Below are 26,826 nucleotides of genomic sequence, written 5' to 3'. Positions count from 1 at the left end.
GATTGAAATGCCTGTACAGATCCTGATGCCCGCCCTTTCCCCGACGATGGAAGAGGGTACGCTTTCCAAGTGGCTGAAAAACGAGGGTGACAAGGTCACTGCCGGCGACGTGATCGCCGAAATCGAAACCGACAAGGCGACGATGGAAGTCGAAGCCGTGGACGAAGGCGTGATCGGCAAGCTGCTGATCCCGGCCGGCACCGAAGCGGTGAAGGTCAATACGCCGATCGCTGTTCTCCTGCAGGATGGCGAAAGCGCCGACGCCATCGATACGCAGAAGCCGGCACCCGCCAAGGCCGATGCCGATACGCCTGCTGCGGCAAGCGATGCCGGCGGCAAGGCGCGCGCTTCCGAAAACGAGCCGACTTCCGTTGCTTCCGACAAGGTTCCGGCCCAGCCGAAGGCTGAGGTCGCCGCCGATCCAGCCGTCCCCGCCGGCACGGAAATGGTGACGATGACGGTGCGCGAAGCGCTGCGTGACGCCATGGCCGAGGAAATGCGCCGCGACGAGGACGTCTTCGTCATGGGCGAGGAAGTCGCCGAATACCAGGGCGCCTACAAGATCACGCAAGGGCTGTTGCAGGAATTCGGCGCCCGCCGTGTCGTCGATACGCCGATCACCGAGCACGGCTTTGCCGGCGTCGGTGTCGGTGCCGCCATGGCCGGGCTGAAGCCGATCGTCGAATTCATGACCTTCAACTTCGCCATGCAGGCGATCGACCAGATCATCAACTCCGCCGCCAAGACGCTTTATATGTCGGGCGGCCAGATGGGTGCGCCGATCGTCTTCCGTGGCCCGAACGGCGCGGCCGCGCGCGTCGCCGCCCAGCACAGCCAGGATTATGCCGCCTGGTACAGCCATATTCCGGGCCTCAAGGTGGTGCAGCCCTATACGGCGGCCGATGCCAAGGGCCTGCTGAAGGCCGCGATCCGCGATCCGAACCCGGTCATCTTCCTCGAAAACGAAATTCTGTACGGCCAGTCCTTCGAGGTGCCGAAGCTGGATGATTTCGTCCTGCCGATCGGCAAGGCGCGCATCCATCGCGCCGGCAAGGACGTGACCATGGTCTCCTGGGGAATCGGCATGACCTATGCCGTCAAGGCCGTGGAAGAGCTGACCAAGGAAGGCATCGACGTCGAACTGATCGACCTGCGCACCATCCGCCCGATGGACCTGCCGGCCGTCATTGAATCGGTCAAGAAGACGGGCCGCCTGGTTACCGTCGAGGAAGGATACCCGCAGTCGTCGGTCGGCGATTTCATCGCCAACAGCGTCCAGCGCGCCGCCTTCGACTATCTCGATGCGCCGATCCTTTCGATCGCCGGCAAGGATGTGCCAATGCCTTACGCGGCAAATCTCGAAAAACTGGCTCTGCCGAATGTCGGCGAAGTCGTCCAGGCCGTCAAAGCCGTCTGCTACAAGTAAGGGAGGGCCGTTCCGATGCCGATCAACATCACCATGCCCGCGCTCTCCCCGACCATGGAAGAGGGCAACCTTTCCAAGTGGCTGGTCAAGGAAGGCGATAGCGTCAAGTCCGGCGACGTGATCGCCGAAATCGAAACCGACAAGGCGACGATGGAAGTCGAAGCCGTCGATGAAGGCGTCGTCGCCAAGATCGTCGTGCCCGCCGGTTCGGAAGGCGTGAAGGTCAATACCGTCATCGCCGTTCTCGCCGGCGAAGGCGAGGACGTCTCGGCCGCCGCCAGCGGTGCGGGCGCCGCGCCTGCTCCGAAGGCGGAAGCCGCGCCGACTCCGGCAAAGAGCGAAGCTGCACCTGCGGCTGCTCAAGCCCCGGCTCCTGCCGCTGCCCTGGCTCCGGCCGCAGCGCCCGCCGCTGCTCATGCCGATGGTTCGCGCGTCTTTTCCTCGCCGTTGGCGCGGCGTATGGCAAAGGATGCCGGTCTCGATATCGGCTCAATCGCCGGTTCCGGCCCGCATGGCCGCGTCGTCAAGAGCGACGTCGAAAAGGCGGTCGCCGGCGGTGCGCCGAAGGCTGCCGCCCAGCTGGCCGCTGCTGCTGCTTCGGCCGCTCCGACGGCTGCCGCGCCGGCAACGGCCGCCCCGAAGGGCATGTCGGACGAGGCCGTGCTCAAGCTGTTCGAAGCCGGTTCCTACGAATTGGTGCCGCATGACGGCATGCGCAAGACGATTGCCAAGCGCCTGCAGGAATCCAAGCAGACGATCCCGCATTTCTATGTGTCGGTCGATTGCGAACTGGACGCTCTGATGGCGTTGCGCGCCCAGCTCAACGATGCGGCTCCCGCCAGGGACGGCAAGGCGGTCTACAAGCTCTCGGTCAACGACATGGTCATCAAGGCCCTGGCGCTGGCGCTGCGCGACGTGCCGGACGCCAACGTCTCCTGGACGGACAGTGCTATGGTCAAGCACAAGCACGCCGATGTCGGGGTCGCCGTGTCGATCCCCGGCGGCCTGATCACCCCGATCATCCGCAGCGCCGAAACCAAGAGCCTGTCGGCCATCTCCAACGAGATGCGGGATCTCGGCAAGCGGGCGAAGGAGCGCAAGCTGAAGCCGGAAGAATACCAGGGCGGCACCTCTGCCGTGTCCAACATGGGCATGATGGGGGTGAAGAGCTTCTCCGCCGTGGTCAACCCGCCGCACGCCACCATCCTGGCGGTCGGCGCCGGCGAGGAGCGGGTCGTCGTCAAGAACAAGCAGATGGTCGTCGCCAACGTAATGACCGTGACGCTTTCGACCGACCATCGCTGCGTCGACGGCGCGCTTGGCGCCGAACTGCTCAAGGCATTCAAGGGCTATATCGAGAATCCGATGGGTATGCTTGTCTGACAATGCAAGCGGGGGAACCGTGATGAAGACCGTTCTTTGCTACGGCGATTCCCTGACCTGGGGGTATGATGCGGCCACGCTTGGCCGCCATGCCTTCGAGGACCGCTGGCCGAGCGTCCTGGCGAGGGCGCTCGGGCCGGAGGTCCATGTCATTGCGGAGGGCCTCAACGGCCGCACCACCGCGTATGACGACCATCTCGCCGATTGCGACCGCAACGGCGCGCGCATCCTGCCGACCCTCCTGCACAGCCACGATCCCATCGACCTCGTCATTCTTTTGCTCGGCGCCAACGACATGAAGCCGACGATCTGCGGCACGGCCTTCGGCGCGGCGCAAGGGGTGGAACGGCTGGTGGAACTGGTGCGCCACCATGCCTGGTCGTTCGAGTCCGGCGAGCAGCCGGAAATCCTCATCCTGTCGCCGCCGCCGATCTGCGAGACGGCCAATGCCGCCTTCGCGGCGATGTTTGCCGGCGGCGTCGAGGAATCTGACAAGCTTGCGACGCTCTATCGCGATCTCGCCGATGAACTGGGATGCAGCTTCTTCGATGCCGGCTCGGTGGCGAAGACCACGCCGCTCGATGGCGTGCACCTGGATGCGGAAAACACGCGTGCGATCGGGCGCGGCATTGAGCCGGTCGTGCGTATGTTGCTGGGGTTGTGAGCATGGCCTTGCGTCTTCGTCCGGCCGTGCGGCGCGATGCGGCGGAACTGGCGGTCATCGTCGACCTGTCGTCGCATAGTTTTGCGACCTGGCTGTGGCTTGGCGCGACCGAAGCCGGCGAGGCCGATACGGCGATGGAATTCGGTCGCAGCTGGCTTGCCGACGACGACCAACTCGGCGGATGGCGCGATGCGGTGATCGCCGAGGCGGATGACGATATCGCCGGGGCCGCCATCGGCTACGCCCTGGAGGAGGATATCCTGGCCGTCGTGCCGGCGCAGGAGGCGCTTGTGCCGCTGGTCGATCTGCAAAGGCCGCTGGCCGGCCATTGGTTCATCGACAGCGTCGGCGTCTATCGCCGGCACCGCCGCAAGGGCGTGGCGAGGCGGCTGGTGGAAAGCGAGATCGGGCGCGCGGCCGGACGGCCGGTCAGCCTGATCACCGAAAGTTACAACGAGGCCGCCCGGTCTCTCTACGAGAGTCTGGGCTTCTCGGAAGCGGCGCGGCGCGATGCGCTGCCGCTGCATCCGGAAAGCGCCAGACATCAATGGGTTTTGATGACCCGCAGCGCGGTTTGATAAAAAAGAAGGCAGGAAACAGAATGGCTGAGAACTACGACGTCATCGTTATCGGCTCCGGTCCGGGGGGATACATCGCGGCGATCCGCGCCGCGCAACTAGGTCTGAAGACGGCGGTCGTCGAGCGCGAGCATCTCGCCGGCATCTGCTCGAACTGGGGCTGTATCCCGACCAAGGCGCTACTGCGCTCTGCAGAGGTGCTGCACAATGCCCAGCACGCCAAGAACTACGGCCTGACGCTGGAGGGCCAGATCAAGCCGGACCTGAAGGCCATCGTCGCCCGCTCGCGCGGTATCGCCGAGCGCATGAATGGCGGCGTCGGTTTCCTGATGAAGAAGAACAAGATCGACGTCATCTGGGGCGAGGCCAAGATCGTCAAGCCCGGCGAGATCGTCGTGTCGAAGACGACGAAGGCCATCCAGCAGCCACAGGCGCCGCAGCCGAAGAATACTCTGCCGGAAGGCACCTACAAGGCCAAGCACATCATCATCGCCACCGGTGCGCGCCCGCGGGCGCTGCCGGGCATCGAGCCGGACGGAAAGCTGATCTGGACCTATTTCGAGGCGATGAAGCCGGCGGAAATGCCGAAGTCGCTGCTGGTCATGGGCTCGGGCGCCATCGGCATCGAATTCGCTTCCTTCTACCGCACGATGGGCGTCGAGGTGACGGTCGTCGAAATCATGAGCCAGGTCATGCCGGTCGAGGATGCGGAGATTTCCGCGCTTGCGAAGAAGCAGTTCGAGAAGCAAGGCATGAAGATCCTGCTGGAAGCCAAGGTCGCCAAGGTCGAGAAGGGCGCCAATTCGGTGACCGCCCATATCGAAACCAAGGACGGCAAGACCCAGACGATCACCGCCGACCGCATGATTTCCGCTGTCGGCGTTCAGGCCAATATCGAGAATATCGGCCTTGAGGCGCTGGGTGTGAAGACCGATCGCGGCTTCATCGCCATCGACAGTTACGGCAAGACCAACGTGCCCGGCATCTACGCCATCGGCGACGTCGCCGGCCCGCCGTTGCTTGCCCACAAGGCCGAGCACGAGGCTGTCATCTGCGTCGAGAAGATCGCCGGCCTGCCGAACGTTCATCCGATGGATCGGAACAAGATCCCCGGCTGCACCTATTGCCAGCCGCAGGTCGCCTCCGTCGGCCTGACCGAAGCCAAGGCCAAGGAGCAGGGTCGCGATATCCGCGTCGGCCGCTTCCCCTTCGTCGCCAATGGCAAGGCGATCGCGCTCGGCGAGGACCAGGGCCTGGTCAAGACCATCTTCGACAGGAAGACCGGCGAACTCCTCGGCGCGCATCTGGTCGGTGCCGAAGTGACCGAACTGATCCAGGGCTTCGTCGTGGCGATGAACCTCGAAACGACGGAAGAGGAACTGATGCACACCATCTTCCCGCATCCGACGATTTCGGAAACGCTGAAGGAAAGCGTGCTCGACGCCTATGGACGGGCGCTGAATGCTTGATAATTTCCCCTGCCGCTCTTGATTTCGAGGCTGGCAAACAGGAAAGGAAACGCCCATGTCTCTATCGATCGGTGCACAAGCCTGGATCGTCTTTCTGCTGATCGGCCTCGTGGCCGGATTTCTGGCAAGCCTGGTGGTTGGCGGCGGCGGGTTGATCCGGTGCCTGTTGAGTGGGGTGATCGGGGCTTTCGTCGGCGGCTTCCTGTTTCAGGCGCTCGGCATTTCCCTGGGGATCGACAACGCGCTGGTGGTGCAGATCATTCACGCGACGGTCGGCGCCATCATCGTCGTGCTGGCGGCGCGGCTTATTGCATAGTATGGGAACGTGATATGGAAAATGTCGGCTGGATTGCTTCGATCTTCATCGGTGGCCTTGCCGGGTGGCTGGCCGGCAAGTTCATGGATGTGCGCTTCGGCGTCATCATGAACATCATCCTGGGCATCGTCGGCTCTGTGGTCGCTGTCGCCGTGCTCCGGCAGTTCAATGTTTTCGTCCAGGATAGCAAGCTCGGCTATCTGGTGACGGCATTTCTCGGCGCCAGCCTGCTGCTGTTCGTCGTGAAGCTGATCAAGCGGTAGTTGGTTTCTGCGCGAAGGCGCAGAGAAAGCGGTTTGCAAATGGTGACGATTCTCGACACGATCACGGCGGACGCCAGGCGCGTGCGCCATCCCGAAAAGGCCCATCGCCCGGATACCGAGGTGATGCGCAAGCCGGAATGGATTCGTGTGAAGGCGCCGGTGTCGAAGGGCTATAGCGAGACCCGCGCCATCGTGAAGGAAAACAAGCTGGTCACCGTCTGCGAGGAGGCGGGGTGTCCCAACATCGGCGAATGCTGGGACAAGAAGCACGCCACTTTCATGATCATGGGCGAGATCTGCACCCGCGCCTGCGCCTTTTGCAACGTCGCGACCGGCAAGCCGCATGCGCTCGATATGGACGAGCCGGAAAACGTCGCCAGGGCGGTGAAGACCATGGGGCTGTCCCACGTCGTCATCACCTCCGTCGACCGCGACGATCTTGAAGACGGCGGCGCCGAGCATTTCGAAAAGGTGATCTGGGCGATCCGCGCCGCTTCGCCGCTGACGACCATCGAGATCCTGACGCCGGACTTTCTCAAGAAGCCGGGCGCTCTGGAGCGTGTCGTCGCCGCCAAGCCCGATGTCTTCAACCACAATCTCGAGACAGTACCCGGCAACTACCTCACTGTCCGTCCGGGCGCGCGTTACTTCCATTCGCTGCGCCTTCTGCAGCGGGTGAAGGAACTCGATCCCACGATGTTCACCAAGTCCGGCATCATGGTCGGGCTTGGCGAAGAGCGCAATGAAGTGTTGCAGCTCATGGACGACCTGCGCACCGCCGATGTCGACTTCATGACCATCGGCCAATACCTGCAGCCGACCCGAAAGCATCACAAGGTGGAGAAATTCGTCACACCGGAGGAATTCAAGTCCTACGAGACCGTAGCCTATTCCAAGGGGTTCCTCATGGTCGCCTCCAGCCCGCTGACGCGCTCGTCGCATCATGCCGGTGACGATTTCGCCCGCCTGCGCGCTGCCCGCGAGAAGAAACTTCTGGCCGCCGCCGAATAGACATTCCTGCCGTCCTGGATTAAACCCGCCGTCCCGCAGGACATGGCGGGTTTTTTGTATCGGAGGCAGGGATGACGGTTTCGATCTCGCTTGAAGAGGCAGCCGAACGGCTGAGGACGGCGGAGCGCGTCATGGTGATCGGCTGCTCCGGCGGCGGTAAGAGCACGCTGTCGCAAAAACTCTGCGCCCGGCTCGCCATTCCCTACGTTTCCATGGATCGCGACTTCTACTGGCTGCCGGGCTGGGTCAAGCGCGACAAGGCAGAGGAACGGGCGCTGATCGCAGAAACGGCCGCGCGCGAGCGCTGGCTGATGGACGGCAGCGGTCCGTCGACCTTTGATCTCAGGCTGCCGCGGGCGCAGATGGTGCTCTGGGTTCGTCTTCCCCGCTGGCGGTGCCTGCTCGGCGTGACCAGGCGCGGTTTGCGACACAGGGGCCAGACCCGCCCGGAGATGGCGCCGGGTTGCCTCGAGAAATTTCCGGACCGGGAGTTCATGTCTTACATCTGGCACTTCGAGAAGCGCTTTGTTCCGATTATCCTGCTGCAGTTGCAGAGATACGGACCGGATGTTCCGGTTGTGCAGTTGAAAAGTCACGAGCAGATGCGCCGCCTTCTTGATCTTCTCGATGCGCCCGCTTAACTGCCATTCATGCCCCAGTTCGAGACCAGACGCTCCGTCGCCCACAGCCCCGAAAAAATGTTCGATCTCGTCGCCGATGTCGAACGCTATCCGGAATTCCTGCCGCTCTGCGAGGCGTTGACCGTGCGCAGCCGCAAGGAGCGGGACGGCAAGGAACTGCTGGTCGCCGACATGACCGTCGGCTACAAGGCGATCCGCGAGACCTTCGCGACGCAGGTGCTTCTCAATCGCGCCGAACGGGTGATCGACGTCAAATATATCGACGGCCCGTTCAAATATCTCGATAACCGCTGGCGCTTCGAAGAGGCGCCCGGTGGCGGCACGGTCGTGAATTTCTTCATCGATTATGAGTTCAAGAGCCGCATCCTCGGCGCGCTCATGGGCTCGATGTTCGACCGCGCCTTTCGCATGTTCGCCGAAGCGTTCGAGAAGCGCGCCGACAAGATCTATGCGCCCTGAGCATTTCCGGGAAAAGTGGATACCGGCTTTCCGTCCGGGCGTGGGAAAAACTAACTGGCGGCTTCCACCAGCATTTCCAGCGCAGTCCTGACCGTCGCCAACCGGATCTCCGTGCGGCCGATATCGCCATAGCGCATCTCGCGATGCAGCGGATCGCCGTTGCAGGCCTTGGCGGCGAGATGCACAAGGCCGACCGGCTTTTCCTTCGAGCCGCCGCCCGGGCCGGCAATGCCGGTGACCGCCACCGCGACGCTGGCGCGCGACCGGTAGAGCGCCCCGTTCACCATCTGCAATGCGGTCTCGCGGGAAACGGCCCCGTATTGGCGCAGCGCCTCGGTCTGCACGCCGAGCAGGTCGCTCTTGGCCTCGTTGGTATAGGTGACGAAGCCGCGATCCACGACGGCAGAGGAGCCGGCGATCTCGGTCAGCGCGCCGGCGATCAGGCCGCCGGTGCAGGATTCTGCCGTAGCGACCATCAGCTTCCGTAACGTGAAGTCGTTGACGATACGGCGGGCTATCTCCTCGATATCAGCGGGAAACAGGCTCATGCGCTTCTCCTTCCATAGACGACGGTGGCGGTGGCGATCGCCGCGATGCCTTCACGGCGGCCGATGAAGCCGATGGTCTCGTTGGTCGTCGCCTTCACCGAGCAGCGTTCGAGGTCGATCTTCAGCATGTCGGCGAGATTGGCGCGCATGGCGTCGCGATGCGGCCCGATCTTCGGGGCCTCGGCGATCAAGGAGACATCGGCATTCATGATCGTGCCGCCCTTTTCGCGGACGATACCGGCCGCATGTTCGAGAAAGATGCGCGACGCCGCACCCCGCCATTGCGGATCGGAGGGTGGGAAATGGTCGCCGATATCGCCTGCGCCGCAGGTGGCGAGCAGCGCGTCGGTCAGCGCGTGAAGCGCGACGTCGGCATCGGAATGGCCCTTCAGCCGCTGATCATGCGGAATGAAGATGCCGCACAGCGTCACACCGTCCCCAGGCTCCAACTGGTGGACGTCGTAACCGTTGCCGGTGCGCACATCCGGCAGGTGGGCGGAAAGCTTTTCGTCGGCCATGTCGATATCCCGTTTCACAGTCAGTTTTACATTGTCCGGCATGCCGGCGATAAGGGTTACCGGTAGCCCGGCCCATTCGGCGATGGAGGCGTCATCGGTGAAGCCGGCATGGCCGGCCAACGCCGCCTTCTCATGCGCATCGAGAATCTCGGCGAAGCGGAAGGACTGCGGCGTCTGCGCCGCATAAAGCCCGGCGCGCGGCACCGTCTCGATCACCTGGCCCCGCGCGTCGCCGCGCTTCAGCGTGTCTGTAACCGGAATGGCTGGCAGCACGCCGATGGCGCCGGCTTCGAAGGCGTTCACCACCCGGTCGAGCAGGGCGTGGTCGATGAAGGGGCGCACGGCATCCTGGATCATCACATGGCCGATGCCGGCGTCGGAAAAATGCCGCAAGCCGTTCAGCACCGATTGCTGCCGGGTCGTTCCGCCATACACCACGGCGACATCGTCGCGCTTGGGAACAGCCTGGGCCAGCAGGCATTCGTCATCGGGATGGATGACGATGCAGACGGAAACCGGCAGGCGCCATCTGCGGAAACAATCCAGCGTATGGGCGATCACCGGTCGTCCGCCGATGAAACGGTATTGTTTCGGCCCGTCCTGTGGCGCGCCTGCGCGTTCGCCGCGCCCGGCGGCGACAATCACGACGCCGATGGAGAAAGGAGCTTCCGCTGGCATGATCCTTGCGTTTCTTTGGTCAGGCTGAATTTCGCCCAAGCTCTACCGGCTTGGCCACGGCTTTTCCAGCAGCCGCCCAAAAAATACCGCCGTCGTCACAAGGGTCTTGGCAAGCCCGGCAAGACTGGCTAAAAATGGTGCAACACAATGAACTGCTCGAAAGATAATCATTTGAGCTTCAACTTTCTGGAAACACCCCTTGAAATCGGCGGGGTCGCTCTGCGCAACCGCGTGATCCTGGCGCCGATGTCCGGCGTTACCGATCTGCCTTTCCGGCAATTGGCCTGGCGCTATGGCGCCGGCCTCGTGGTCACCGAAATGGTGGCCAGCCGAGAGCTGGTCGGCAATGCCCATGAATCCTGGGCGCGCTTGAAAAGCATGGGCCTCAAGCCGCATATGGTGCAGCTTGCCGGCCGCGAGGCGCGCTGGATGGGTGAGGCGGCAAGGATCGTTGCCGACAATGGCGCCGATATCATTGACATCAACATGGGCTGTCCCGCCAAGAAGGTGACCGGCGGTTATTCCGGCGCGGCGCTGATGCGCGATCCCGATCTCGCTCTTTCGCTTGTCGAGGCGACGGTCGCCGCCGTCTCCGTTCCGGTGACCGTGAAGATGCGGCTCGGTTGGGACGAGAATTCGCTGAATGCGCCCGAGATTGCCCGCCGCGCGGTGGAGGCTGGCGCCGCGGCCATCACCGTACATGGCCGCACCCGCATGCAATTCTACGAGGGGCGGGCGGATTGGGATGCGATCCGCGCCGTGCGGGAGGTCGTATCCGTGCCTCTCATCGCCAATGGCGATGTCGATAGCCGTGAGGATGCGCTGGAGATTCTGCGCCGCTCCGGTGCCGATGCCGTCATGGTCGGCCGGGCTTCTCAGGGGCGGCCCTGGCATGCCGGCTGGTTGGCTGGCCACGCCGCACCGGGACGGCGGGAGATCGCCGCCATCGCGGTCGCCCATTACCGCGCCATGCTGGAATTCTACGGCGAGACGGTTGGCGTTCGCCACGCGCGAAAACATCTCGATTGGTATCTGCAACGCTTTGCGCCTGGTCTTGCCGGCGAGGACAAGGCTGCGCTCCTGACCTGCCGCGAGCCGGATGTGGTCTGCGAACGCCTGTCGGTCGCGCTCGAGGCCGGCGCAAACCCGGAAAGGGATGCAGCATGAACGATTCGTTCAACATGCCGGACGCCGCCGGCAAAGCGCTGGCCCTGACCGTGCTCAACGCCATCCAGAACTCGGTCATCATGGTCAATGAAGAAGGCTTCATCACCTTCGCCAACTGGGAGGCGGAAGCCTTTTTCGGCGCCAGTGCCGCGCATCTGGCGCGTTACCGCATCTCCACCTTCATTCCCTTCGGCAGCCCGCTGCTGGCCCTGATCGATCAGGTTCGTGAGCGGCTGGCGCCTGTCAATGAATACCGCGTGGATCTGAGTTCGCCGCGTCTCGGGCAGGAAAAGCTGGTCGATCTGTATGTCGCTCCGGTCGTGACGGAGCAGGGTTCGGTGGTCATCGTCTTCCAGGAGCGCTCGATGGCCGACAAGATCGATCGCCAGCTCACCCATCGCGCCGCCGCGCGCTCGGTGACGGGGCTGGCCTCGATGCTGGCGCATGAGATCAAGAATCCGCTGTCGGGCATTCGCGGCGCCGCCCAGCTTCTCGAAAGCGCCGTCGCGGGCGAGGACCGGTCGCTGACCCGGCTGATCTGCGAGGAAACCGACCGCATCGTCTCGCTGGTCGATCGCATGGAGGTGTTTTCCGACGAGCGACCGGTCGATCGCCAGCCGATCAACATCCACGCGGTGCTCGATCATGTGAAGGCGGTGGCCAAGGCCGGTTTTGCTCGCGATATCAAGATCGTCGAGAATTACGATCCGTCGCTGCCTTCGGTCCATGCCAATCGCGACCAACTCATACAGGTCTTCCTCAATCTGGTGAAGAACGCGGCGGAAGCGGTCGGCAACCGGCCGGATGGCGAGATCGTCCTGACGACGGCCTATCGTCCCGGTATCCGTCTGTCTGTCGCCGGTACGCGGGAAAAGATTTCGCTGCCGTTGGAGTTCTGTGTGCATGACAACGGTCCTGGCGTGCCCGCCGACCTGTTGCCGCATCTTTTCGATCCCTTCATCACCACCAAGACCAACGGCTCCGGCCTTGGCCTTGCGCTGGTCGCGAAGATCATCGGCGCCCATGGCGGCATCGTCGAATGCGACAGCCAGAACCACCGCACTACCTTCCGCGTGCTGATGCCGGCCCACAAGGATGCCGCGCTCGAAGATTCAAGCCCCACAGGAACCCATCGATGACCGCCACGATCCTTGTCGCCGACGACGACGCCGCCATCCGCACGGTGCTGAACCAGGCCTTGAGCCGCGCGGGTTACGACGTGCGCATCACCTCCAATGCCGCGACGCTCTGGCGCTGGATCTCGGCCGGCGAGGGCGATCTCGTCGTCACCGACGTGGTCATGCCGGATGAGAACGCCTTCGATCTGCTGCCGCGCATCAAAAAGGCGCGGCCGGATCTGCCCGTGCTGGTGATGAGCGCCCAAAACACCTTCATGACCGCCATCAAGGCTTCCGAAAAGGGCGCTTACGACTACCTGCCCAAGCCCTTCGACCTCACCGAACTGATCGCCATCATCGGCCGTGCCCTTTCGGAGCCGAAGCGCCGGCCGGCCAAGCTGGAGGACGAATCGCAGGACGGAATGCCTTTGGTGGGCCGTTCCGCCGCCATGCAGGAAATCTACCGCGTGCTGGCGAGGCTGATGCAGACCGACCTGACGCTGATGATCACAGGCGAATCCGGCACCGGCAAAGAGCTGGTGGCGCGTGCCCTGCATGACTATGGCAAGCGTCGCAACGGCCCGTTCGTGGCGATCAACATGGCGGCGATCCCCCGTGACCTGATCGAATCGGAGCTCTTCGGCCATGAGAAGGGCGCCTTCACCGGCGCGCAGGCCCGCTCCACCGGGCGCTTCGAGCAGGCCGAAGGCGGAACGCTGTTTCTCGATGAAATCGGCGATATGCCGATGGATGCGCAGACGCGCCTGCTGCGCGTGTTGCAGCAAGGCGAATATACCACCGTCGGCGGACGCACCCCGATCCGCACCGACGTGCGCATCGTCGCGGCGACCAACAAGGATCTGAAACAGTCGATCAATCAAGGACTTTTCCGAGAAGACCTTTACTACCGCTTGAACGTCGTGCCCTTGCGCCTGCCGCCCTTGCGTGACCGTGCCGAGGACATTCCAGACCTCGTGCGACACTTCATCCAGCAGGCGGAAAAGGAAGGGCTCGGCACCAAGCGCTTCGACCATGAGGCGCTGGAACTGATGAAGGCCTATCCTTGGCCCGGAAACGTGCGCGAGTTGGAAAACCTCATCCGCCGCCTGATGGCGCTCTATCCGCAGGATATCATCAGCCGCGAGATCATCGAGGCCGAACTGCGCAACGACGTCCCCGACAGTCCAATCGAAAAGGGCGTGGTGCGGACCGGGTCCGTCACCATCGCCCAGGCGGTGGAAGAGAACATGCGCGCCTATTTCGCCAGCTTCGGCGACAAGCTGCCGCCATCCGGCCTCTATGAGCGTGTCCTCGGCGAAATGGAGTATCCGCTGATCCTGGCGGCGCTGACGGCCACGCGCGGAAACCAGATCAAAGCCGCCGATCTGCTCGGCCTGAACCGCAACACGCTGCGCAAGAAGATTCGCGAGCTTGGCGTCTCCGTGTATCGCAGTTCCCGCACAGCTTGACATTGCGACGCAAAGCGTTGCATTTTCGCCACAATGCGTTGCTTAAAGGTCACGCTGACGTGGCGCGAACGACTCGGAGAATGATTTTCCTAGTCCGAGCCGGGTGTCCGTGTGGGTGGCGACTGCGCACAAGATTGTGTGCCTGTTTGGCGTAATCGTAAATGAAACGAAGCCGCGGCGGTCTATCCGAAGCGGCTTGAAGCTGTGGCAAGCAGCGGAGGGGTTGATGACGCCAATGGCGACAGACGAGGCGGGGACGATCGCGCATGATCGTCGCGCGTCTTTCGCATTGCCGGGGTTGATCCTTGCCGGCGGTGCGCTGATCAGCGCCATCCTATCCCTGATCGTGCTGCTCGGCCTGACACCGATTCCGCCGACCACCAATGTTGTGATCGCTTCCGCCGGGGTGAACTCGCTGTTCGTCATCGGGCTCGCGATCCTGATCGGCCGCGAAATTGCCCGCCTGCTGAAGGCGCGGCGTCGTGGACGTGCGGCGGCGCGGCTGCATGTGCGCATCGTCGTCCTGTTCTCCATCGTCGCCATCACGCCGGCGATCCTCGTCGCCATCTTCGCCAGCGTCACCCTGAATGTCGGCCTCGATCGCTGGTTCTCGCTACGCACCCAGTCGATCGTTTCGTCCTCCATGGCCGTGGCGCAGGCCTATATGATGGAAAACGCCAGTTATCTTCAGGGTCAGACAGTGTCGATGTCGAACGACCTGGAGCGAAACCGCGCGCTCTACAGCCTCGACCGCACCGGCTTTGCCGACCTGATGACCCGACAGGCACGCGGACGCGGCATGTTGGGCGCCTTCCTGGTTCGCGCCGACGGCTCGACCATCGTGCAGGCCGAAGTCACCACCGAAAAGCCCCTGCCGGCGATCCCCAAGGATGCGCTGGCCTCTTCCGCTGCCGGCCAGCCGACGCTGATTCCGCCTGGCGTCACCAATCTCGTCGGCGCGATCATCAAGCTCGACGATATCCCTGGTGCTTTCCTCTATACCATCCGCGCTGTCGATCCGAAGGTTATGGCCGCGTTGCGGCTGATGGAAGAGAACACCGCCGAATACAAGTCGATGGAGGCCTCGCGCGCCTCGCTGCAATTCGCTTTCGCCGTGCTCTATCTCGGCTTCGCGCTGATCGTGCTGCTGGCGGCGATCTGGACCGCGATCGCGGTCGCCGACCGGATCGTCCGCCCGATTCGCCTGCTGATCGGTGCAGCCGACAGCGTCGCCTCGGGCAATATGAACGTCATCGTGCCGGTGCGCGCTGCCGATGGCGACGTCGGCAACCTGTCGCGCACCTTCAACAAGATGATCTCGGAAATCCGCAGCCAGCGCGACGAGATCCTCGAGGCCAAGGACGAGGTGGACGACCGTCGCCGCTTCATCGAGGCCGTGCTGTCCGGCGTGACCGCCGCCGTCATCGGCGTCGAGGACGACCGCCGCATCAGCATCGTCAACCCGTCCGCCGAACTGTTCCTGGCGCTGCCGGCCGCCGATCTCATCGGCAAGCCGCTGGCCGAGGTCGCGCCGGAAATCGACCAGGTGTTGACCGAGGCCGCTTCGCGCTACCGCAACGATTTCCGCAAGTCGATCAACCTGATGCGCAGCGGCACCGAGCGGACGCTCAACATTCAGGTCACTCGCGAGGAAGCGCGCGACGACGCCAAGGAATCCTATGTCGTCACTTTGGATGACATCACCGATCTGGTCATCGCGCAGCGCTCCACCGCCTGGGCTGACGTTGCGCGACGCATCGCCCATGAGATCAAGAATCCGCTGACTCCGATCCAGCTTTCCGCCGAGCGAATCAAGCGCCGATATGGCCGCCAGATCGCCGAGGACGATCGCGCCGTCTTCGATCAATGCACCGACACCATTGTTCGCCAGGTCGAGGATATCGGCCGCATGGTCGACGAATTCTCCGCCTTCGCCCGCATGCCGAAACCGACGAAGGAAGTGACCGACCTGCGCGGCATCCTGCGCGATGCCGTCTTCCTGCGCGAGATGGGTAACAACCACATCGCCTTCCAGCGCGAGTTCGGCGACAAGCCGCTGCAGGGCATGTTCGATTCGCGTATGCTGGGACAAGCTTTCGGCAACCTCATCAAGAACGCGGTCGAAGCGATCGAAGGCGTGCCCGCCGACGAGAAGCGCGAGCAGCCGAAAATCCTTGTCCGCGCCGCCTATGACGAAGTGCGTGACCGATTCATCGCCGACGTCATCGACAATGGCCGCGGCCTGCCGGTGGAAAACCGGCACCGCATTCTGGAACCCTATATGACCATGCGCGAGAAGGGCACAGGCCTGGGCCTCGCCATCGTCAAGAAGATCATCGAGGAACATGGCGGCCAGTTGGAGCTGCACGACGCGCCTGCGGATTTCGATCACGGGCGCGGTGCAATGATCCGCGTTCTGCTGCCGCGCGTCGAACGCATGGCCATGCCGGAGACCGCCGAGAAAAAGGAAAGTGCTTAAATGGCGTCTGATATTCTGGTCGTCGACGACGAAGAAGACATCCGCGAAATCGTATCCGGCATCCTCTCGGATGAAGGACACGAGACGCGCACAGCCTATGACAGCGACAGCGCGCTGGCCGCGATTTCCGACCGCGTGCCGCGCCTGGTCTTCCTCGACATCTGGATGCAAGGCTCGAAGCTCGATGGATTGTCGCTGCTCGACGAGATCAAGAGCCGCCATCCCGATCTGCCGGTGGTGATGATTTCCGGCCACGGCAATATCGAGACCGCCGTCTCCGCCATCCGCCGCGGCGCCTTCGATTTCATCGAAAAGCCGTTCAAGGCCGACCGTCTGATTCTGATCGCCGAGCGCGCGCTGGAAACCTCCAAGCTGAAGCGCGAAGTGACGGAGCTGAAGAAGCGCGCCGGCGACGCCGTCGAGCTGATCGGCACCTCGATTGCCGTCTCGCAGCTTCGCCAGACGGTCGAGAAGGTCTCGCCGACCAACAGCCGTGTGATGATTCTCGGCCCCTCCGGCTCCGGCAAGGAGCTGGTGGCGCGCATGATCCACAAGAAGTCGTCGCGTGCGAGTGGTCCCTTCGTGGCGCTGAATGCGGCGGCGATCACCCCGGATCGCATGGAGATCGCACTGTTCGGCACCGAGGGCGGCCCCGGCCAAGCGCGCAAGATCGGCGCGCTGGAAGAGGCCCATCGCGGCATTCTCTATCTCGATGAAGTCGGCGAAATGCCGCGCGAGACGCAGAACAAGATCCTGCGCGTGCTGGTCGACCAGCAGTTCGAGCGCGTCGGCGGCTCCAAGCGGGTGAAGGTGGATGTGCGCATCATCTCGTCTACCGCCTATAATCTCGAAAGCCATATCGCCGAGGGCGCCTTCCGCGAGGATCTCTATCATCGCCTCGCCGTCGTGCCGGTGCGCGTGCCGGCGTTGGCCGAGCGGCGCGAGGACATCCCGTTCCTCGTCGACATGTTCATGCGTCAGATTTCCGAGCAGGCCGGCATTCGCCAGCGCCGCATCGGCGACGACGCCATGGCGGTGCTGCAGGCGCATGACTGGCCGGGCAATATCCGCCAGCTTCGCAACAACATCGAGCGGCTGATGATTCTCGCCCGTTCCGATGGCCCGGATTCGCCGATTACCGCCGACATGCTGCCGACCGATCTGGGCGACATGCTGCCGAAAACCACCTCGGGCGGCGACTATCACATCATGACCCTGCCGTTGCGCGAAGCCCGCGAGATGTTCGAGCGCGATTACCTGATCGCCCAGATCAACCGCTTTGGCGGCAACATTTCGCGCACGGCGGAATTCGTCGGCATGGAGCGCTCGGCGCTGCACCGTAAGCTGAAATCGCTCGGCGTGTGACGGTGTTTTAAGGGGTGTCACAGAAAATCCATGAAGCCTTTTTCGACATTGCGGAAAAGACGACGATTTGATACCAAGACTCCCGGACAGGGCAGGGGCTGACGCCGCTGCCTGCGGGAGACTATCGATTATTTTCACCGGCCGCGACGGCCGGCAAGAACGAAAGAAAGAAGCGGCGCGATGGCGGAACGTTCTCAAAACCTGCAGGATTTGTTTCTCAATACTGTACGCAAGCAAAAGATTTCCCTGACGATATTTCTGATCAACGGCGTCAAGCTCACCGGAGTCGTCACGTCCTTCGACAATTTCTGCGTTCTGCTGCGCCGTGACGGACACTCGCAGCTTGTTTACAAGCACGCGATCTCGACCATTATGCCGGGCCAGCCCCTGCAGATGTTCGAAAGCGAAGAATCCGCATCCTGATAGGATAAAAGCGATCACAAACCGCGATACATCAAACGAATCGATCGTTCCGGAAGGCAAGAAACTCCGGAACGACATGCGGGCGCTCGTGCTGGTGCCCGTTCTCAAGGCCGACAAGCGCGCAGCGCGCAACGCCCAGGGCGAGGCTTCGGTGCCTGCGCCGACCCGCTCCAGCGAAAGTCGACTGGAAGAGGCCAAGGGGCTGGCGCGCGCCATCGATCTCGATATCGTCGAAGGCCTAATCGTACCGGTGGCGCAGCCGCGCCCGGCGACCCTGCTCGGAACCGGCAAGATCGAGGAAATCTCTGGCATGCTCGATGCGCAGGATGCCGGCCTCGTCATCGTCGATCATCCCTTGACGCCCGTGCAGCAGCGCAATCTCGAAAAGGAATGGAACGCCAAGGTCATCGACCGCACCGGCCTCATCCTGGAGATTTTCGGCCGCCGCGCCTCCACCAAGGAAGGCACGCTGCAGGTCGATCTGGCGCATCTCAATTACCAGAAGGGCCGCCTGGTCCGCTCCTGGACCCACCTCGAACGCCAGCGCGGCGGTGCCGGCTTCATGGGCGGCCCCGGTGAAACCCAGATCGAAGCCGACCGCCGCCTGTTGCAGGAGCGGATCGTCCGCCTGGAACGCGAATTGGAGCAGGTGGTGCGCACCCGCCAGCTTCACCGCGCCAAGCGCCGCAAGGTGCCGCATCCGATCGTGGCTCTGGTCGGCTATACCAATGCCGGCAAATCGACTCTGTTCAACCGCATCACCGGCGCCGGCGTCCTCGCCGAGGACATGCTGTTCGCCACGCTCGATCCGACGCTGCGCCGCATGAAGCTGCCGCATGGCCGCACGGTCATTCTTTCCGATACGGTCGGTTTCATTTCCGACCTGCCGACCCATCTGGTCGCCGCCTTTCGCGCCACGCTGGAAGAGGTGCTGGAAGCCGATATCATCCTGCATGTGCGCGACATGTCCGACCCGGACAACCCCGCGCAGGCGGCCGATGTCATGCGCATCCTCAGCGATCTCGGCATCGGCGAAAAGGAATGCCAGGAGCGGATGATCGAGGTCTGGAACAAGATCGACCGCCTGGAAGACGAAGCGCAGGAAGCCCTTCTGCAAAAGGCGCGCACCATGCCCAACGCCGCGGCCCTTTCAGCCGTGACAGGCGAGGGCGTGGGCGAATTGTTGGACGAAATCGCCGAACGCCTCTCCGGCGTCATGACCGAGGCGACCGTCATTCTGACCGCCGAAAAGCTTGGTATCCTGCCCTGGCTTTACGAACACGCCATCGTCGATGCCCGTGAGGATCTCGAGGACGGCTCCGTCAGCCTCGACGTTCGTCTCTCCGAATCCCAGGCCCTCGAACTCGAACGCCGCCTCGGCAACGGGCCGAAACCGCCGCCACGCGATTGGTGAAATCCGGCGGGTAGACAGCTTCATTTGTGCTAGCAAATGGCTGCGGCTTCGATGCGGCAGCCATTTTCTTTTTCTGGCGTGATGCTGGCCGGATCAATAAATGCCGAGGCCGTTCGGGTCGAAACCGGCATCTTTCAGCGCCATTCGCAACTTGGCTATCTTGCCGGCATATTTGCCATTCGGCATGTAGTCGTGGTCCAGTTTGAAATCCGCCGCTCTATTTTCATTGAGCATTCCAATGACATATATTTGCATATCGTCGAAGATTTCACCGGAAATCTGTGTATTGCCGGATTTCTTCTGCTTCAGGGCGCCCAAAAGCCCCTTGACCCCGCCGCCGTGATTTTTCGCCTTGTCGATAAAAGTGCGCCCGACGGCGTTTACCGCCCCTTCTGCGCGTGCGCCGTATTCCTTGACCTGTTTCGAGGATATATTGATTTCAGTCAGGAAGCCTTCGTCTTTCAAATCCTTTGGGATATTTCCTTTTACGAACCATTCGGTCAGAAAAACAGCCTGACGTTTCCGCCGATCCCTGCGAAAATCTTCGACGAGCATGAAGAATATTGCCATTTCTTGGCAATATAGATGCGAGCAATAGCAATAAAAATTATGTCTCCGATTAGGTGTGTTCGTAAATTCCCTATACATCGACAATTCTTGAATTTCTATATCATCCATGGGCGCGTCTCTTAACTTTAAAATTTCCGAAATGGCACTTTTTAACTTTTATTAATCTGTTAAGAGGAATTTTGGCAACGGGAATCCGAGTATTCTGCTATCGTGTTACCGACCAATTTTGGTGACGTCAAAGCGAGGACCACGGCACGGTGCAACCGGCCAGGGATGCGAGCATTGCTGTCGTTTTGAGGGTTCGGATTCGGTTGAATTCTGGCGGTTACGAGGATGGGGTCGGCATCATGGCTTTCGTTCCGATGCGCGTCGCTCGCTCCTGGTGCGCAATCAGGGCATTCCCAGTCGACGCTGATCCCTTCGCGCAGTACCTTGCGGCAGATCGTCCTCAGCCTCCTGATGAGGCGCAGTCGACCATGGCTACCGCTCTTCACGATGCAGCCGACTTCTGGAAGCGGCGGGATGCGATACTTGGCCGGCTCATTCCCTGAGCATCCGGTCCATGAATTGCGAGATGCGCCGTCCCCATCCTCGGTACGGGCAATACGCGCACGCGCGCGAGGCTCACAAGCGAGTTTTCCGTATCCATGAAAAGGGGGTGTCTTTTCTGGCGGGACGTGCGGGATACCGATGAGAACTACGTCTTCGCTATAGCCCTACAAAATCAGTAGCCCTAGGATAGCAGGGGATGGGCGCGCCTGCGTGGCCGAATCTGGCGCGCTCATCGCGGCGCATGGGCAGCGTAATTATTGGAGGAACCCGATATGCATAATGAAGGTCTTTTTGATCGCCCGGCTATTCTTGGGCGTGCCCTTTATCGTATGGGGAATATTGAAGCTGCGCGGCGGCGAGGCAAAGCTCGTCCCGGGACTTCGCGCCTTGGGGCTGCCTGACGCCGTGTTCTTCGCCTATCTGGTTGGATTCTGCGAGTTCGTCGGTGGGATAATGGTCGCCCTCGGCTACCCGATCAGCACGGCGAGCATCCTGCTTGGCCTCTGGTGCCTTGTTACAGGCTATGATGCCCATCGAGCCAACATCACCGAACTTCTGAAGAACGTAACGATGGCGGGAGGATTTTTCGCCCTGGCCGTCGCTGGCGCAGGCTCGCTCTCGCTGTTCGGTGGCGCTCCAGGCGGACTGTTTGCCTATGTCCGCTAGATATTTGGTTCCTGAGAACGCGCCCACGAATCTCCATTTCGGTACTTGAGAGGAAGCCAACCAATTTGTGCGGCAATCGGCGGTGAACTGGCGGATTAGGGAGAATATAAATGCGAACCCAGAAAGTGTGTGGAATATCAGTATTTTACGAGCATCAATATGTAAGCTTGGTTCCGCTCAGTCGCATGAACAGAAGATAATCGCGATGCATTCAAACGGAGTTCCCGCATATGGTATCTCCAAGACACTCGGTGTCGGAAAGTCTTCAGTTTGGCGAATTTTAGCGTCTGCGAAAGCACGGCGGAACGCAGAATGTGAGAACTAGAACGGATCGTCGGCGACCCCGATTTCTGGCGTCGCGCCATTGAAGTCGGGGCTTCCTCCGAGAATCTTGCATCGGGAAGGACATGGGCCGGTCGCGTGGCGGGGCAAAGGCCACAGCGGCGTCCCAAATGTAGCGACGCTCATGAAAACCGTGAGTATCGATTGTTTGATAAAATAAGAAACCTTGTTTGCACGAAATCGCTTAGATATGGTTCGCTACCCTGAGTATACAGACGCATCATGGATAGCTATCTTGAAATCGCCCAAACGGTTCTGAATGCATCGCGACGCCCGATGACGGCGAAGGGCATCCTCGATGCTGCCTATAAGGCGCGACTTGTCCCAAAACATCTTTACGGGAAAACACAGGCAAAAACTTTACAGGCGCGCCTGAGCACTGACATTCTTAATCACAGATCGACGTCGGCATTTTTCCGTACTGAGCCGGGAGTTTTTTTCCTTACAGCGCTTATCGCCGACCCTGAGATACCGCAGAAATTCAAAGAGCGTTTTGCCGCTCGAAGGCGTACAAGAGACCTACACCAAGGGCCAGCTCTGGCAATCGACCGGAGTTTCGTCGAGGGTTGCAACCCAAAACTTCTCGCTGATTGGACACTTTTCATACGGTCTGCGGAGGTCGCGAACGCCTTACACTACGCAAGTTCCGACGAGAAATCGAACATGTTAGTGGTCTGGACTTTCTCGATCGTCCGGCGGGGCTACGACGTATTGTCCTATCGTCTTGGACGCTATCGAGACGACCACGATACCTTCGCGAACAAGCGAACGATTGGCTTTCCGGGTATCGTTAGCCTCTTCGACTGTACGCTTTTCTCGGATGGAGATTACGGCGCTAGCGAAAATGCTCTCGAAGCGATCCTTTCTGACCTGGATATCTCTGCAATCGCCGTCCATGGAGGTGCGATCTCACGCCCTAAGCCGTTGCGGGCTCTGAAAGTTGATCGTGACGGCCACGACAGCGCATTGTTGGTCGTGATGGACTGGACGTGTCCCGAGTGGTTCGAGCCGACGACGCGTCGCCTATCCATCAATGATCCCAGCTGGATGGATACGCGAGTAAAGCCGAATAATCTTGAAGACTTCGAGCCTTGGACACTGGCCGCGCTGGACGCTGTCGCAAGCATTGGTAACCGCGCCTAGTGTCACCAGTTATCTCAGCCGGGAAAACGGCATTCCTCAAATACGAGATCGAAAGTGGAAGTCCACGGCGTAAGAAGACTGCGCTACAGGACATTTCAAGGCTGTATCGAAGTAAATATTATCTGAAGCCAGATGGACGAGCTGCGTTTGAGCAGCTCATATGCGGAATAGTTCTTTCACATCAAGACGATAAGGTCGTCAGATGGTGTTTAAACGCTTTGGCGCAACTCGGGACCCGTACAGGATCAACGAAATATGTCGAACTTGCTTTGAAGGCGAATGAGGGTAAGCCAGAAATAGTTGCTTCCGCGGTGGCGGCGCTTTCAAAAATGTACAACGGTCGGCTCAATGAGGTGGACTGCCTTAGTTCTATTGACCCGGAAATCAGGGTTCTCGCTGCGATGCAGGTGACAGAGCCTTCGAAGCTCGACCTTTCAGGGCTTCAGATTAAAATCGATACCGCCGATCCCCAAGTCCTAAAACTCGCGCTAATCACCGTGGGACTTAATCGCGATGTCGAAAACCTTTTTGATCCAAAGCACAGTAATGGTCAGATCGTGAAGGCGCTTGGACAATATCCCGATGACATCGTCCGGCAGTATTGTGTTTGGTCGGTAATCGAGAACGAACGTTTATCAATCGCTGACCTGGGGATATCTTTTGATACCCTTGAGGATGAGGCTCCGAATGTGCAGGCAAAGCTCCTTCAACTGGGAGCTGAACAGATAAAGGACCCTAGAGAGCGGCATGATGTGATTTATCGCGGCTCGTTTATAGAGAATGCGGAGGCTCGTTGCGGACTGGCGAAAGGGCTTTTAGCCAACTACTATGATGGGCTCGAGGAGGTCACGATCAACTGGTTCGGCACTGAGGACAGTCGCGAGGTGAAAGGCCTTCTAGCGGAACACATCGCTCGATTCTCAGATGAATGCCCACCCTATTCGGACAAAGCGCTGGCGATCGTGGACGAGGAACCTGATCTTCGGGACCGCGTATTTCTCGGGGCGGAGCAGACCTCGCTTTATGGGCTATTGAAGGCAAATGAATCCTCAAACGGAACAATGGACCTATTTCAGAATGGTTCCGATCTCGAGGCAGTGCTGCGTGGCTCACCGCTTATCAAGAAGGAACGCAAAGTGATCAAGGCTCTCATGCTTGCCTCGTCGCCAACCGACCAGCAGCCTCTTCGTCTGGACACCGAGGCGCGTGATCTGCGCGAACAATTGAAGTTGGTGCAAGAGCCGACGGTGGATGTCCTGCTAGAAAATCGGTGGGCGGTACGTTCAAACCAACTCCAGATGGAAGTGATGAACGCAAAGCCGCAAATATTGCACTTCAGCGGCCATGGCGATCATGGGCTATTGATTTTTGAAGATGTCGGCGGAAAAACCACGGAAGTTTCCGGGGAAGCGATTGCTGAGTTGGTAGAACTCAATAGAAGTATCGAGTGCCTGCTCCTGAATGCATGTTATTCGGAGAGCGTTGCACGTCTTGCGGCCCCATATCTAAAAGCAGTTATCGGTTGCAACAGCGAGATTGGTGACGAAGCGGCGGTCGCCTTCACGCGGTCATTCTACCGAGCGCTAGCGCACGGGGAGCCCTACGATCGAGCATTCCGGCATGCCAAAAACGAGGTCCGCATCAATTCCGGAAGCGGAGAGGCCGACAGATATGTGATGTTACCATAATTTAGGGGAAACTTTGACCCAGTGACTCCATCGATCAAATGCAATGATTGGCTATGAAACATGGCGTTAGAAGTCGCAATCTCCGTCGTCTGTCCCTGCCCGCCTAGCCTATGACATATAACGATCCTCATCCCGCAAAACGACGTGGTTTGGTCGGCCTTCGGCGATCACGCTGACAGGATCGCGGGCTTGACCTTGCGATCTTGATCTAGCTGTAAATGTGAGATTCTCTCGACGGTCCCGATCTGTGACGACGGCTGTTAACACGATACACAGCGAGGATGGATCGAACCATAGATTTCGGTATATCGACTTCGCAAGACTCGCGCCACAATGTCCTCAGTGCTAGTTGTCTTTGGACATTATATTCGGTGTTGCTTGGAGGGGTCCGTGGAACTGAAAAGTGTACGCATCAAGAATTTCCGTTCCGTCGAGGACTCAGGCGAGTTTACCGTTGAACATCTCACGTGCCTCGTCGGCAAGAATGAAGCAGGCAAGACCGCTATTCTTCAAGCGATAGCAGGCCTCAATCCCCACCCTGCAACGCCGTTTGGGTATGAACTTGAACGCGATTACCCGAAGCGTTATCTGGCTCGGTACAAGGAACGGCACGAGGGCAAACAAGCCGAAGTTATTCGCTCGGTCTGGGAGCTTAGCGAGGAAGAAAGAGATGAACTGAAGGGTGAATTTGGTCCAGACGCGGTCACAGGCACAACGATAACGGTCTCTCGCTACTACAACTCGACCGGCACGGTTTGGACTCTCCCGATCGATGAGGAAAAGGCAATAGCTTTCCTAGTCTCTCAGCGTGGCTTTTCAGCTGCCGAGAAGAGTCAGGTTGGCAGCCCGAAGACGATTAGGGAGCTTATCGCTAAGCTTACCGAGCTTGAGGCGAACACCAAACACAAGACGTTTCTCGATCTTGTCAACGCCTACCCGTACAAGTCGATCTATTCTAGGGCGCGAGAGATTCTCGAGCCGCACTTTCCCCAATTCATGTATTTTTCAAACTACGACCGCATGAATGCGATGGTGCATTTACCATCGCTTAACGCCTGGGCGAACGACAAAACGCTTTTCAGCAATGATCTATACCGAGGCGATAGGCTTTTCTGGGAATTCCTCGAGTACTCGGGTGTGCCCCTGTCTGAGATTTTGGGTACGACGACGTTCGAGAGCTTCAACGCAAAATTGCAGGCTGCATCTAACGTTTTAACGGAAGAAATCCTGGAATACTGGACCCAGAACCAAGACATTGAGATACGTGTGAGCGTTGCCGAGGGCCTCCCCGGCGATCCAGCACCCTTCAACTCCGGAGCCGTTGGCCGTGCCCGTATCTATAATCTTCTCCACAAGGCGGACACGTCGTTCTCGGAGAGGAGCGCCGGCTTTACCTGGTTCTTCTCATTCCTCATAAAGTTTGACCGTGTGAAGAAGGACGCCACGGGTAATGTCTTCCTGCTCCTCGACGAGCCGGGTTTAACGCTCCACGGCTTGGCCCAAGCCGATCTGCTGCGATATTTCACCGAAAAGCTCGAGCCGCACCACCAGATCATTTACTCGACACACTCCCCCTTTATGGTGCCACACGACAACATTATGGCCTCGAGAATTGTTGAGGACCTTGTGGAAGTCGATGGGCGTGGACGGCGTACGCCTACTGGCACGATGGTACGTGAAGACGTGCTCAAAGCCGAAAAGGATTCTGTGTTTCCCCTTCAGGGAGCGCTTGGCTACTCGCTGACCCAGTCGCTCTTCATCGGAAAGCACACCGTGCTCGTTGAAGGACCGGGCGACATTCTCTATCTACAAGCGCTCTCGGCTGAGCTAATCCGCCGCCAGCGTACCGGTCTCAATCCTAAATGGGTTATGTGCCCAGCTGGCGGAATCGATAAAATTCAATCGTTTGTGTCTCTCTTCGCAGGCAATAGCCTCGATGTGGTAGCGCTTTCCGACTATACCAAAAAAGACAAGAACAAGCTTGAAAACCTCAGGAAATCTGAGGTCATCAAGGACGGCGGGGTGTTGTCGATCGCTGACTTCGTGACCCAAGAGGAGGCCGATATCGAAGACCTCTTTGATCCGCAGCTGTTCTGTACAATCGTCAATGGTACCTATGAACTGAAAGGCAAGCAGGCGCTTGATCCAGGAAAACTCATCGCCGCTGACGAGAACACCCAGCGTCAGGTGAAGAAGGCAGAGGCGTACTTCAATGTGCTTCCTGAGCCGGCACCGCTTTATAGTCACTTCACCCCAGCTTCCTGGTTGCTAATGCACCCCGAGACGCTCGCCGGGGGTGCAGAGCCGGTTCTGGAGACGCTTAAACGCGCGGAGACGCTTTTTGAAGCTCTCAACGGACTGATCGCAAAGTAGCTTGGTATTTCCTAGATCACGGTTGTCCGCATGCTGCCACCCGCGACCGTGAGAATGTGATGGCCGAGGAGCTGAATGTTTGCTTTGAGCCAACAACAGCAGT

At 60.2% G+C, this 26,826-nt stretch carries 24 protein-coding genes; 21 read left to right on the top strand and 3 right to left on the bottom strand.

Annotated features, from left to right (window positions below):
- Positions 1–7: 7 nt before the first annotated feature.
- From P7F60_RS10730 to P7F60_RS10685, 10 genes are all read left to right on the top strand, one after another.
- Positions 8–1,426 (top strand): pyruvate dehydrogenase complex E1 component subunit beta, encoded by a 1,419-nt coding sequence (locus tag P7F60_RS10730; protein ID WP_277917727.1) that lies wholly within the window; start codon positions 8–10, stop codon positions 1,424–1,426.
- A gap of 15 nt (positions 1,427–1,441) precedes the next feature.
- Positions 1,442–2,809 (top strand): pyruvate dehydrogenase complex dihydrolipoamide acetyltransferase, encoded by a 1,368-nt coding sequence (locus tag P7F60_RS10725; RefSeq protein WP_277917726.1) that lies wholly within the window; start codon positions 1,442–1,444, stop codon positions 2,807–2,809.
- Positions 2,810–2,831: 22 nt separating this feature from the next.
- Positions 2,832–3,473: an SGNH/GDSL hydrolase family protein gene (locus P7F60_RS10720; protein ID WP_277917725.1), complete on the top strand. Its 642-nt coding sequence runs from the start codon at positions 2,832–2,834 to the stop codon at positions 3,471–3,473.
- A 2-nt stretch (positions 3,474–3,475) separates the two neighbouring features.
- Positions 3,476–4,051: a GNAT family N-acetyltransferase gene (locus P7F60_RS10715; RefSeq protein WP_277917724.1), complete on the top strand. Its 576-nt coding sequence runs from the start codon at positions 3,476–3,478 to the stop codon at positions 4,049–4,051.
- Positions 4,052–4,074: 23 nt separating this feature from the next.
- Positions 4,075–5,520 carry a dihydrolipoyl dehydrogenase gene (lpdA, locus tag P7F60_RS10710; protein WP_277917723.1) on the top strand — a complete coding sequence of 482 codons (1,446 nt, stop codon included), beginning with the start codon at positions 4,075–4,077 and terminating at the stop codon, positions 5,518–5,520.
- 55 nt (positions 5,521–5,575) lie between these two features.
- Positions 5,576–5,836, top strand: coding sequence for a GlsB/YeaQ/YmgE family stress response membrane protein (locus P7F60_RS10705; RefSeq protein WP_277917722.1), 261 nt, complete (start codon positions 5,576–5,578; stop codon positions 5,834–5,836).
- Positions 5,837–5,850: 14 nt separating this feature from the next.
- The gene (locus tag P7F60_RS10700; protein ID WP_277917721.1) at positions 5,851–6,099 is read left to right on the top strand and encodes a GlsB/YeaQ/YmgE family stress response membrane protein; all 249 of its coding nucleotides are present in this window, start codon (positions 5,851–5,853) and stop codon (positions 6,097–6,099) included.
- 39 nt (positions 6,100–6,138) lie between these two features.
- The gene (gene lipA / locus P7F60_RS10695) at positions 6,139–7,110 is read left to right on the top strand and encodes a lipoyl synthase (protein ID WP_277917720.1); all 972 of its coding nucleotides are present in this window, start codon (positions 6,139–6,141) and stop codon (positions 7,108–7,110) included.
- A 71-nt stretch (positions 7,111–7,181) separates the two neighbouring features.
- Positions 7,182–7,751: an AAA family ATPase gene (locus P7F60_RS10690; RefSeq protein WP_277917719.1), complete on the top strand. Its 570-nt coding sequence runs from the start codon at positions 7,182–7,184 to the stop codon at positions 7,749–7,751.
- A gap of 9 nt (positions 7,752–7,760) precedes the next feature.
- Positions 7,761–8,210 (top strand): type II toxin-antitoxin system RatA family toxin, encoded by a 450-nt coding sequence (locus tag P7F60_RS10685; RefSeq protein ID WP_277917718.1) that lies wholly within the window; start codon positions 7,761–7,763, stop codon positions 8,208–8,210.
- A 50-nt stretch (positions 8,211–8,260) separates the two neighbouring features.
- Here P7F60_RS10685 and P7F60_RS10680 read toward each other — a convergent pair whose 3' ends face one another.
- Together P7F60_RS10680 and P7F60_RS10675 are read right to left on the bottom strand one after the other, a co-directional pair.
- A complete protein-coding gene (locus tag P7F60_RS10680; protein WP_277917717.1) occupies positions 8,261–8,758 on the bottom strand; it encodes a CinA family protein in 498 nt (165 codons plus the stop codon).
- Positions 8,755–9,954: a bifunctional 2-C-methyl-D-erythritol 4-phosphate cytidylyltransferase/2-C-methyl-D-erythritol 2,4-cyclodiphosphate synthase gene (locus tag P7F60_RS10675; protein WP_277917716.1), complete on the bottom strand. Its 1,200-nt coding sequence runs from the start codon at positions 9,952–9,954 to the stop codon at positions 8,755–8,757. Before P7F60_RS10675 ends, P7F60_RS10680 begins: the two co-directional genes overlap by 4 nt.
- A gap of 147 nt (positions 9,955–10,101) precedes the next feature.
- On the opposite strand from P7F60_RS10675, the gene dusB reads away from it, so the two are divergent.
- The 7 genes from dusB (at position 10,102) to hflX (ending at position 19,389) form a co-directional block, all read left to right on the top strand.
- A complete protein-coding gene (gene dusB / locus P7F60_RS10670; RefSeq protein WP_277917715.1) occupies positions 10,102–11,121 on the top strand; it encodes a tRNA dihydrouridine synthase DusB in 1,020 nt (339 codons plus the stop codon).
- Positions 11,118–12,260, top strand: coding sequence for a nitrogen regulation protein NR(II) (locus P7F60_RS10665; RefSeq protein ID WP_277917714.1), 1,143 nt, complete (start codon positions 11,118–11,120; stop codon positions 12,258–12,260). The genes dusB and P7F60_RS10665 overlap by 4 nt, the downstream gene beginning before the upstream one ends.
- Complete coding sequence (gene ntrC, locus P7F60_RS10660) at positions 12,257–13,708, top strand: nitrogen regulation protein NR(I) (protein WP_277917713.1); 1,452 nt, start codon at positions 12,257–12,259, stop codon at positions 13,706–13,708. The genes P7F60_RS10665 and ntrC overlap by 4 nt, the downstream gene beginning before the upstream one ends.
- Before the next feature lie 226 nt (positions 13,709–13,934).
- Complete coding sequence (locus P7F60_RS10655; RefSeq protein ID WP_277917712.1) at positions 13,935–16,187, top strand: PAS domain-containing sensor histidine kinase; 2,253 nt, start codon at positions 13,935–13,937, stop codon at positions 16,185–16,187.
- Positions 16,188–17,552, top strand: a complete 1,365-nt coding sequence (locus P7F60_RS10650) for a sigma-54 dependent transcriptional regulator (protein WP_277917711.1) — start codon at positions 16,188–16,190, stop codon at positions 17,550–17,552.
- A gap of 180 nt (positions 17,553–17,732) precedes the next feature.
- Positions 17,733–17,975 carry an RNA chaperone Hfq gene (hfq, locus tag P7F60_RS10645; protein ID WP_183799062.1) on the top strand — a complete coding sequence of 81 codons (243 nt, stop codon included), beginning with the start codon at positions 17,733–17,735 and terminating at the stop codon, positions 17,973–17,975.
- 4 nt (positions 17,976–17,979) lie between these two features.
- Positions 17,980–19,389 carry a GTPase HflX gene (hflX, locus tag P7F60_RS10640; RefSeq protein ID WP_277918168.1) on the top strand — a complete coding sequence of 470 codons (1,410 nt, stop codon included), beginning with the start codon at positions 17,980–17,982 and terminating at the stop codon, positions 19,387–19,389.
- A 93-nt stretch (positions 19,390–19,482) separates the two neighbouring features.
- Here hflX and P7F60_RS10635 read toward each other — a convergent pair whose 3' ends face one another.
- On the bottom strand, positions 19,483–19,944 hold the full coding sequence (locus P7F60_RS10635) for a hypothetical protein (protein WP_277917710.1): 462 nt from the start codon (positions 19,942–19,944) through the stop codon (positions 19,483–19,485).
- Positions 19,945–20,790: 846 nt separating this feature from the next.
- Here P7F60_RS10635 and P7F60_RS10630 point away from each other — a divergent pair.
- From P7F60_RS10630 to P7F60_RS10615, 4 genes are all read left to right on the top strand, one after another.
- A complete protein-coding gene (locus tag P7F60_RS10630) occupies positions 20,791–21,177 on the top strand; it encodes a DoxX family protein (RefSeq protein WP_277917709.1) in 387 nt (128 codons plus the stop codon).
- A 564-nt stretch (positions 21,178–21,741) separates the two neighbouring features.
- Positions 21,742–22,662 carry a winged helix-turn-helix domain-containing protein gene (locus P7F60_RS10625; protein WP_166096749.1) on the top strand — a complete coding sequence of 307 codons (921 nt, stop codon included), beginning with the start codon at positions 21,742–21,744 and terminating at the stop codon, positions 22,660–22,662.
- A gap of 269 nt (positions 22,663–22,931) precedes the next feature.
- Complete coding sequence (locus tag P7F60_RS10620; RefSeq protein WP_277917708.1) at positions 22,932–24,350, top strand: CHAT domain-containing protein; 1,419 nt, start codon at positions 22,932–22,934, stop codon at positions 24,348–24,350.
- 390 nt (positions 24,351–24,740) lie between these two features.
- Entirely contained in the window at positions 24,741–26,723 is a 1,983-nt protein-coding gene (locus tag P7F60_RS10615) for an AAA family ATPase (protein ID WP_277917707.1), read from the top strand.
- The last annotated feature ends 103 nt before the right edge of the window (positions 26,724–26,826 follow it).

It is taken from the genome of Rhizobium sp. YJ-22, from assembly GCF_029601685.1.
Taxonomy (GTDB): domain Bacteria; phylum Pseudomonadota; class Alphaproteobacteria; order Rhizobiales; family Rhizobiaceae; genus Metarhizobium.
The sequence above is the reverse complement of the archived record's forward strand: the minus strand, read 5'-3'. Positions and strand labels throughout refer to the sequence as shown.

Coding starts and splice junctions, on each gene's coding strand:
- P7F60_RS10635 (WP_277917710.1), bottom strand. CDS start 19,944: ATGCTCGTCGAAGATTTTCGCAGGGATCGGCGGAAACGTCAGGCTGTT.
- hfq (WP_183799062.1), top strand. CDS start 17,733: ATGGCGGAACGTTCTCAAAACCTGCAGGATTTGTTTCTCAATACTGTA.
- P7F60_RS10680 (WP_277917717.1), bottom strand. CDS start 8,758: ATGAGCCTGTTTCCCGCTGATATCGAGGAGATAGCCCGCCGTATCGTC.
- P7F60_RS10675 (WP_277917716.1), bottom strand. CDS start 9,954: ATGCCAGCGGAAGCTCCTTTCTCCATCGGCGTCGTGATTGTCGCCGCC.
- P7F60_RS10715 (WP_277917724.1), top strand. CDS start 3,476: ATGGCCTTGCGTCTTCGTCCGGCCGTGCGGCGCGATGCGGCGGAACTG.
- P7F60_RS10705 (WP_277917722.1), top strand. CDS start 5,576: ATGTCTCTATCGATCGGTGCACAAGCCTGGATCGTCTTTCTGCTGATC.
- P7F60_RS10655 (WP_277917712.1), top strand. CDS start 13,935: ATGACGCCAATGGCGACAGACGAGGCGGGGACGATCGCGCATGATCGT.
- P7F60_RS10665 (WP_277917714.1), top strand. CDS start 11,118: ATGAACGATTCGTTCAACATGCCGGACGCCGCCGGCAAAGCGCTGGCC.
- ntrC (WP_277917713.1), top strand. CDS start 12,257: ATGACCGCCACGATCCTTGTCGCCGACGACGACGCCGCCATCCGCACG.
- P7F60_RS10730 (WP_277917727.1), top strand. CDS start 8: ATGCCTGTACAGATCCTGATGCCCGCCCTTTCCCCGACGATGGAAGAG.
- P7F60_RS10625 (WP_166096749.1), top strand. CDS start 21,742: ATGGATAGCTATCTTGAAATCGCCCAAACGGTTCTGAATGCATCGCGA.
- P7F60_RS10650 (WP_277917711.1), top strand. CDS start 16,188: ATGGCGTCTGATATTCTGGTCGTCGACGACGAAGAAGACATCCGCGAA.
- P7F60_RS10690 (WP_277917719.1), top strand. CDS start 7,182: ATGACGGTTTCGATCTCGCTTGAAGAGGCAGCCGAACGGCTGAGGACG.
- P7F60_RS10685 (WP_277917718.1), top strand. CDS start 7,761: ATGCCCCAGTTCGAGACCAGACGCTCCGTCGCCCACAGCCCCGAAAAA.
- dusB (WP_277917715.1), top strand. CDS start 10,102: ATGAACTGCTCGAAAGATAATCATTTGAGCTTCAACTTTCTGGAAACA.
- P7F60_RS10725 (WP_277917726.1), top strand. CDS start 1,442: ATGCCGATCAACATCACCATGCCCGCGCTCTCCCCGACCATGGAAGAG.
- P7F60_RS10720 (WP_277917725.1), top strand. CDS start 2,832: ATGAAGACCGTTCTTTGCTACGGCGATTCCCTGACCTGGGGGTATGAT.
- lipA (WP_277917720.1), top strand. CDS start 6,139: ATGGTGACGATTCTCGACACGATCACGGCGGACGCCAGGCGCGTGCGC.
- P7F60_RS10630 (WP_277917709.1), top strand. CDS start 20,791: ATGAAGGTCTTTTTGATCGCCCGGCTATTCTTGGGCGTGCCCTTTATC.
- lpdA (WP_277917723.1), top strand. CDS start 4,075: ATGGCTGAGAACTACGACGTCATCGTTATCGGCTCCGGTCCGGGGGGA.
- P7F60_RS10700 (WP_277917721.1), top strand. CDS start 5,851: ATGGAAAATGTCGGCTGGATTGCTTCGATCTTCATCGGTGGCCTTGCC.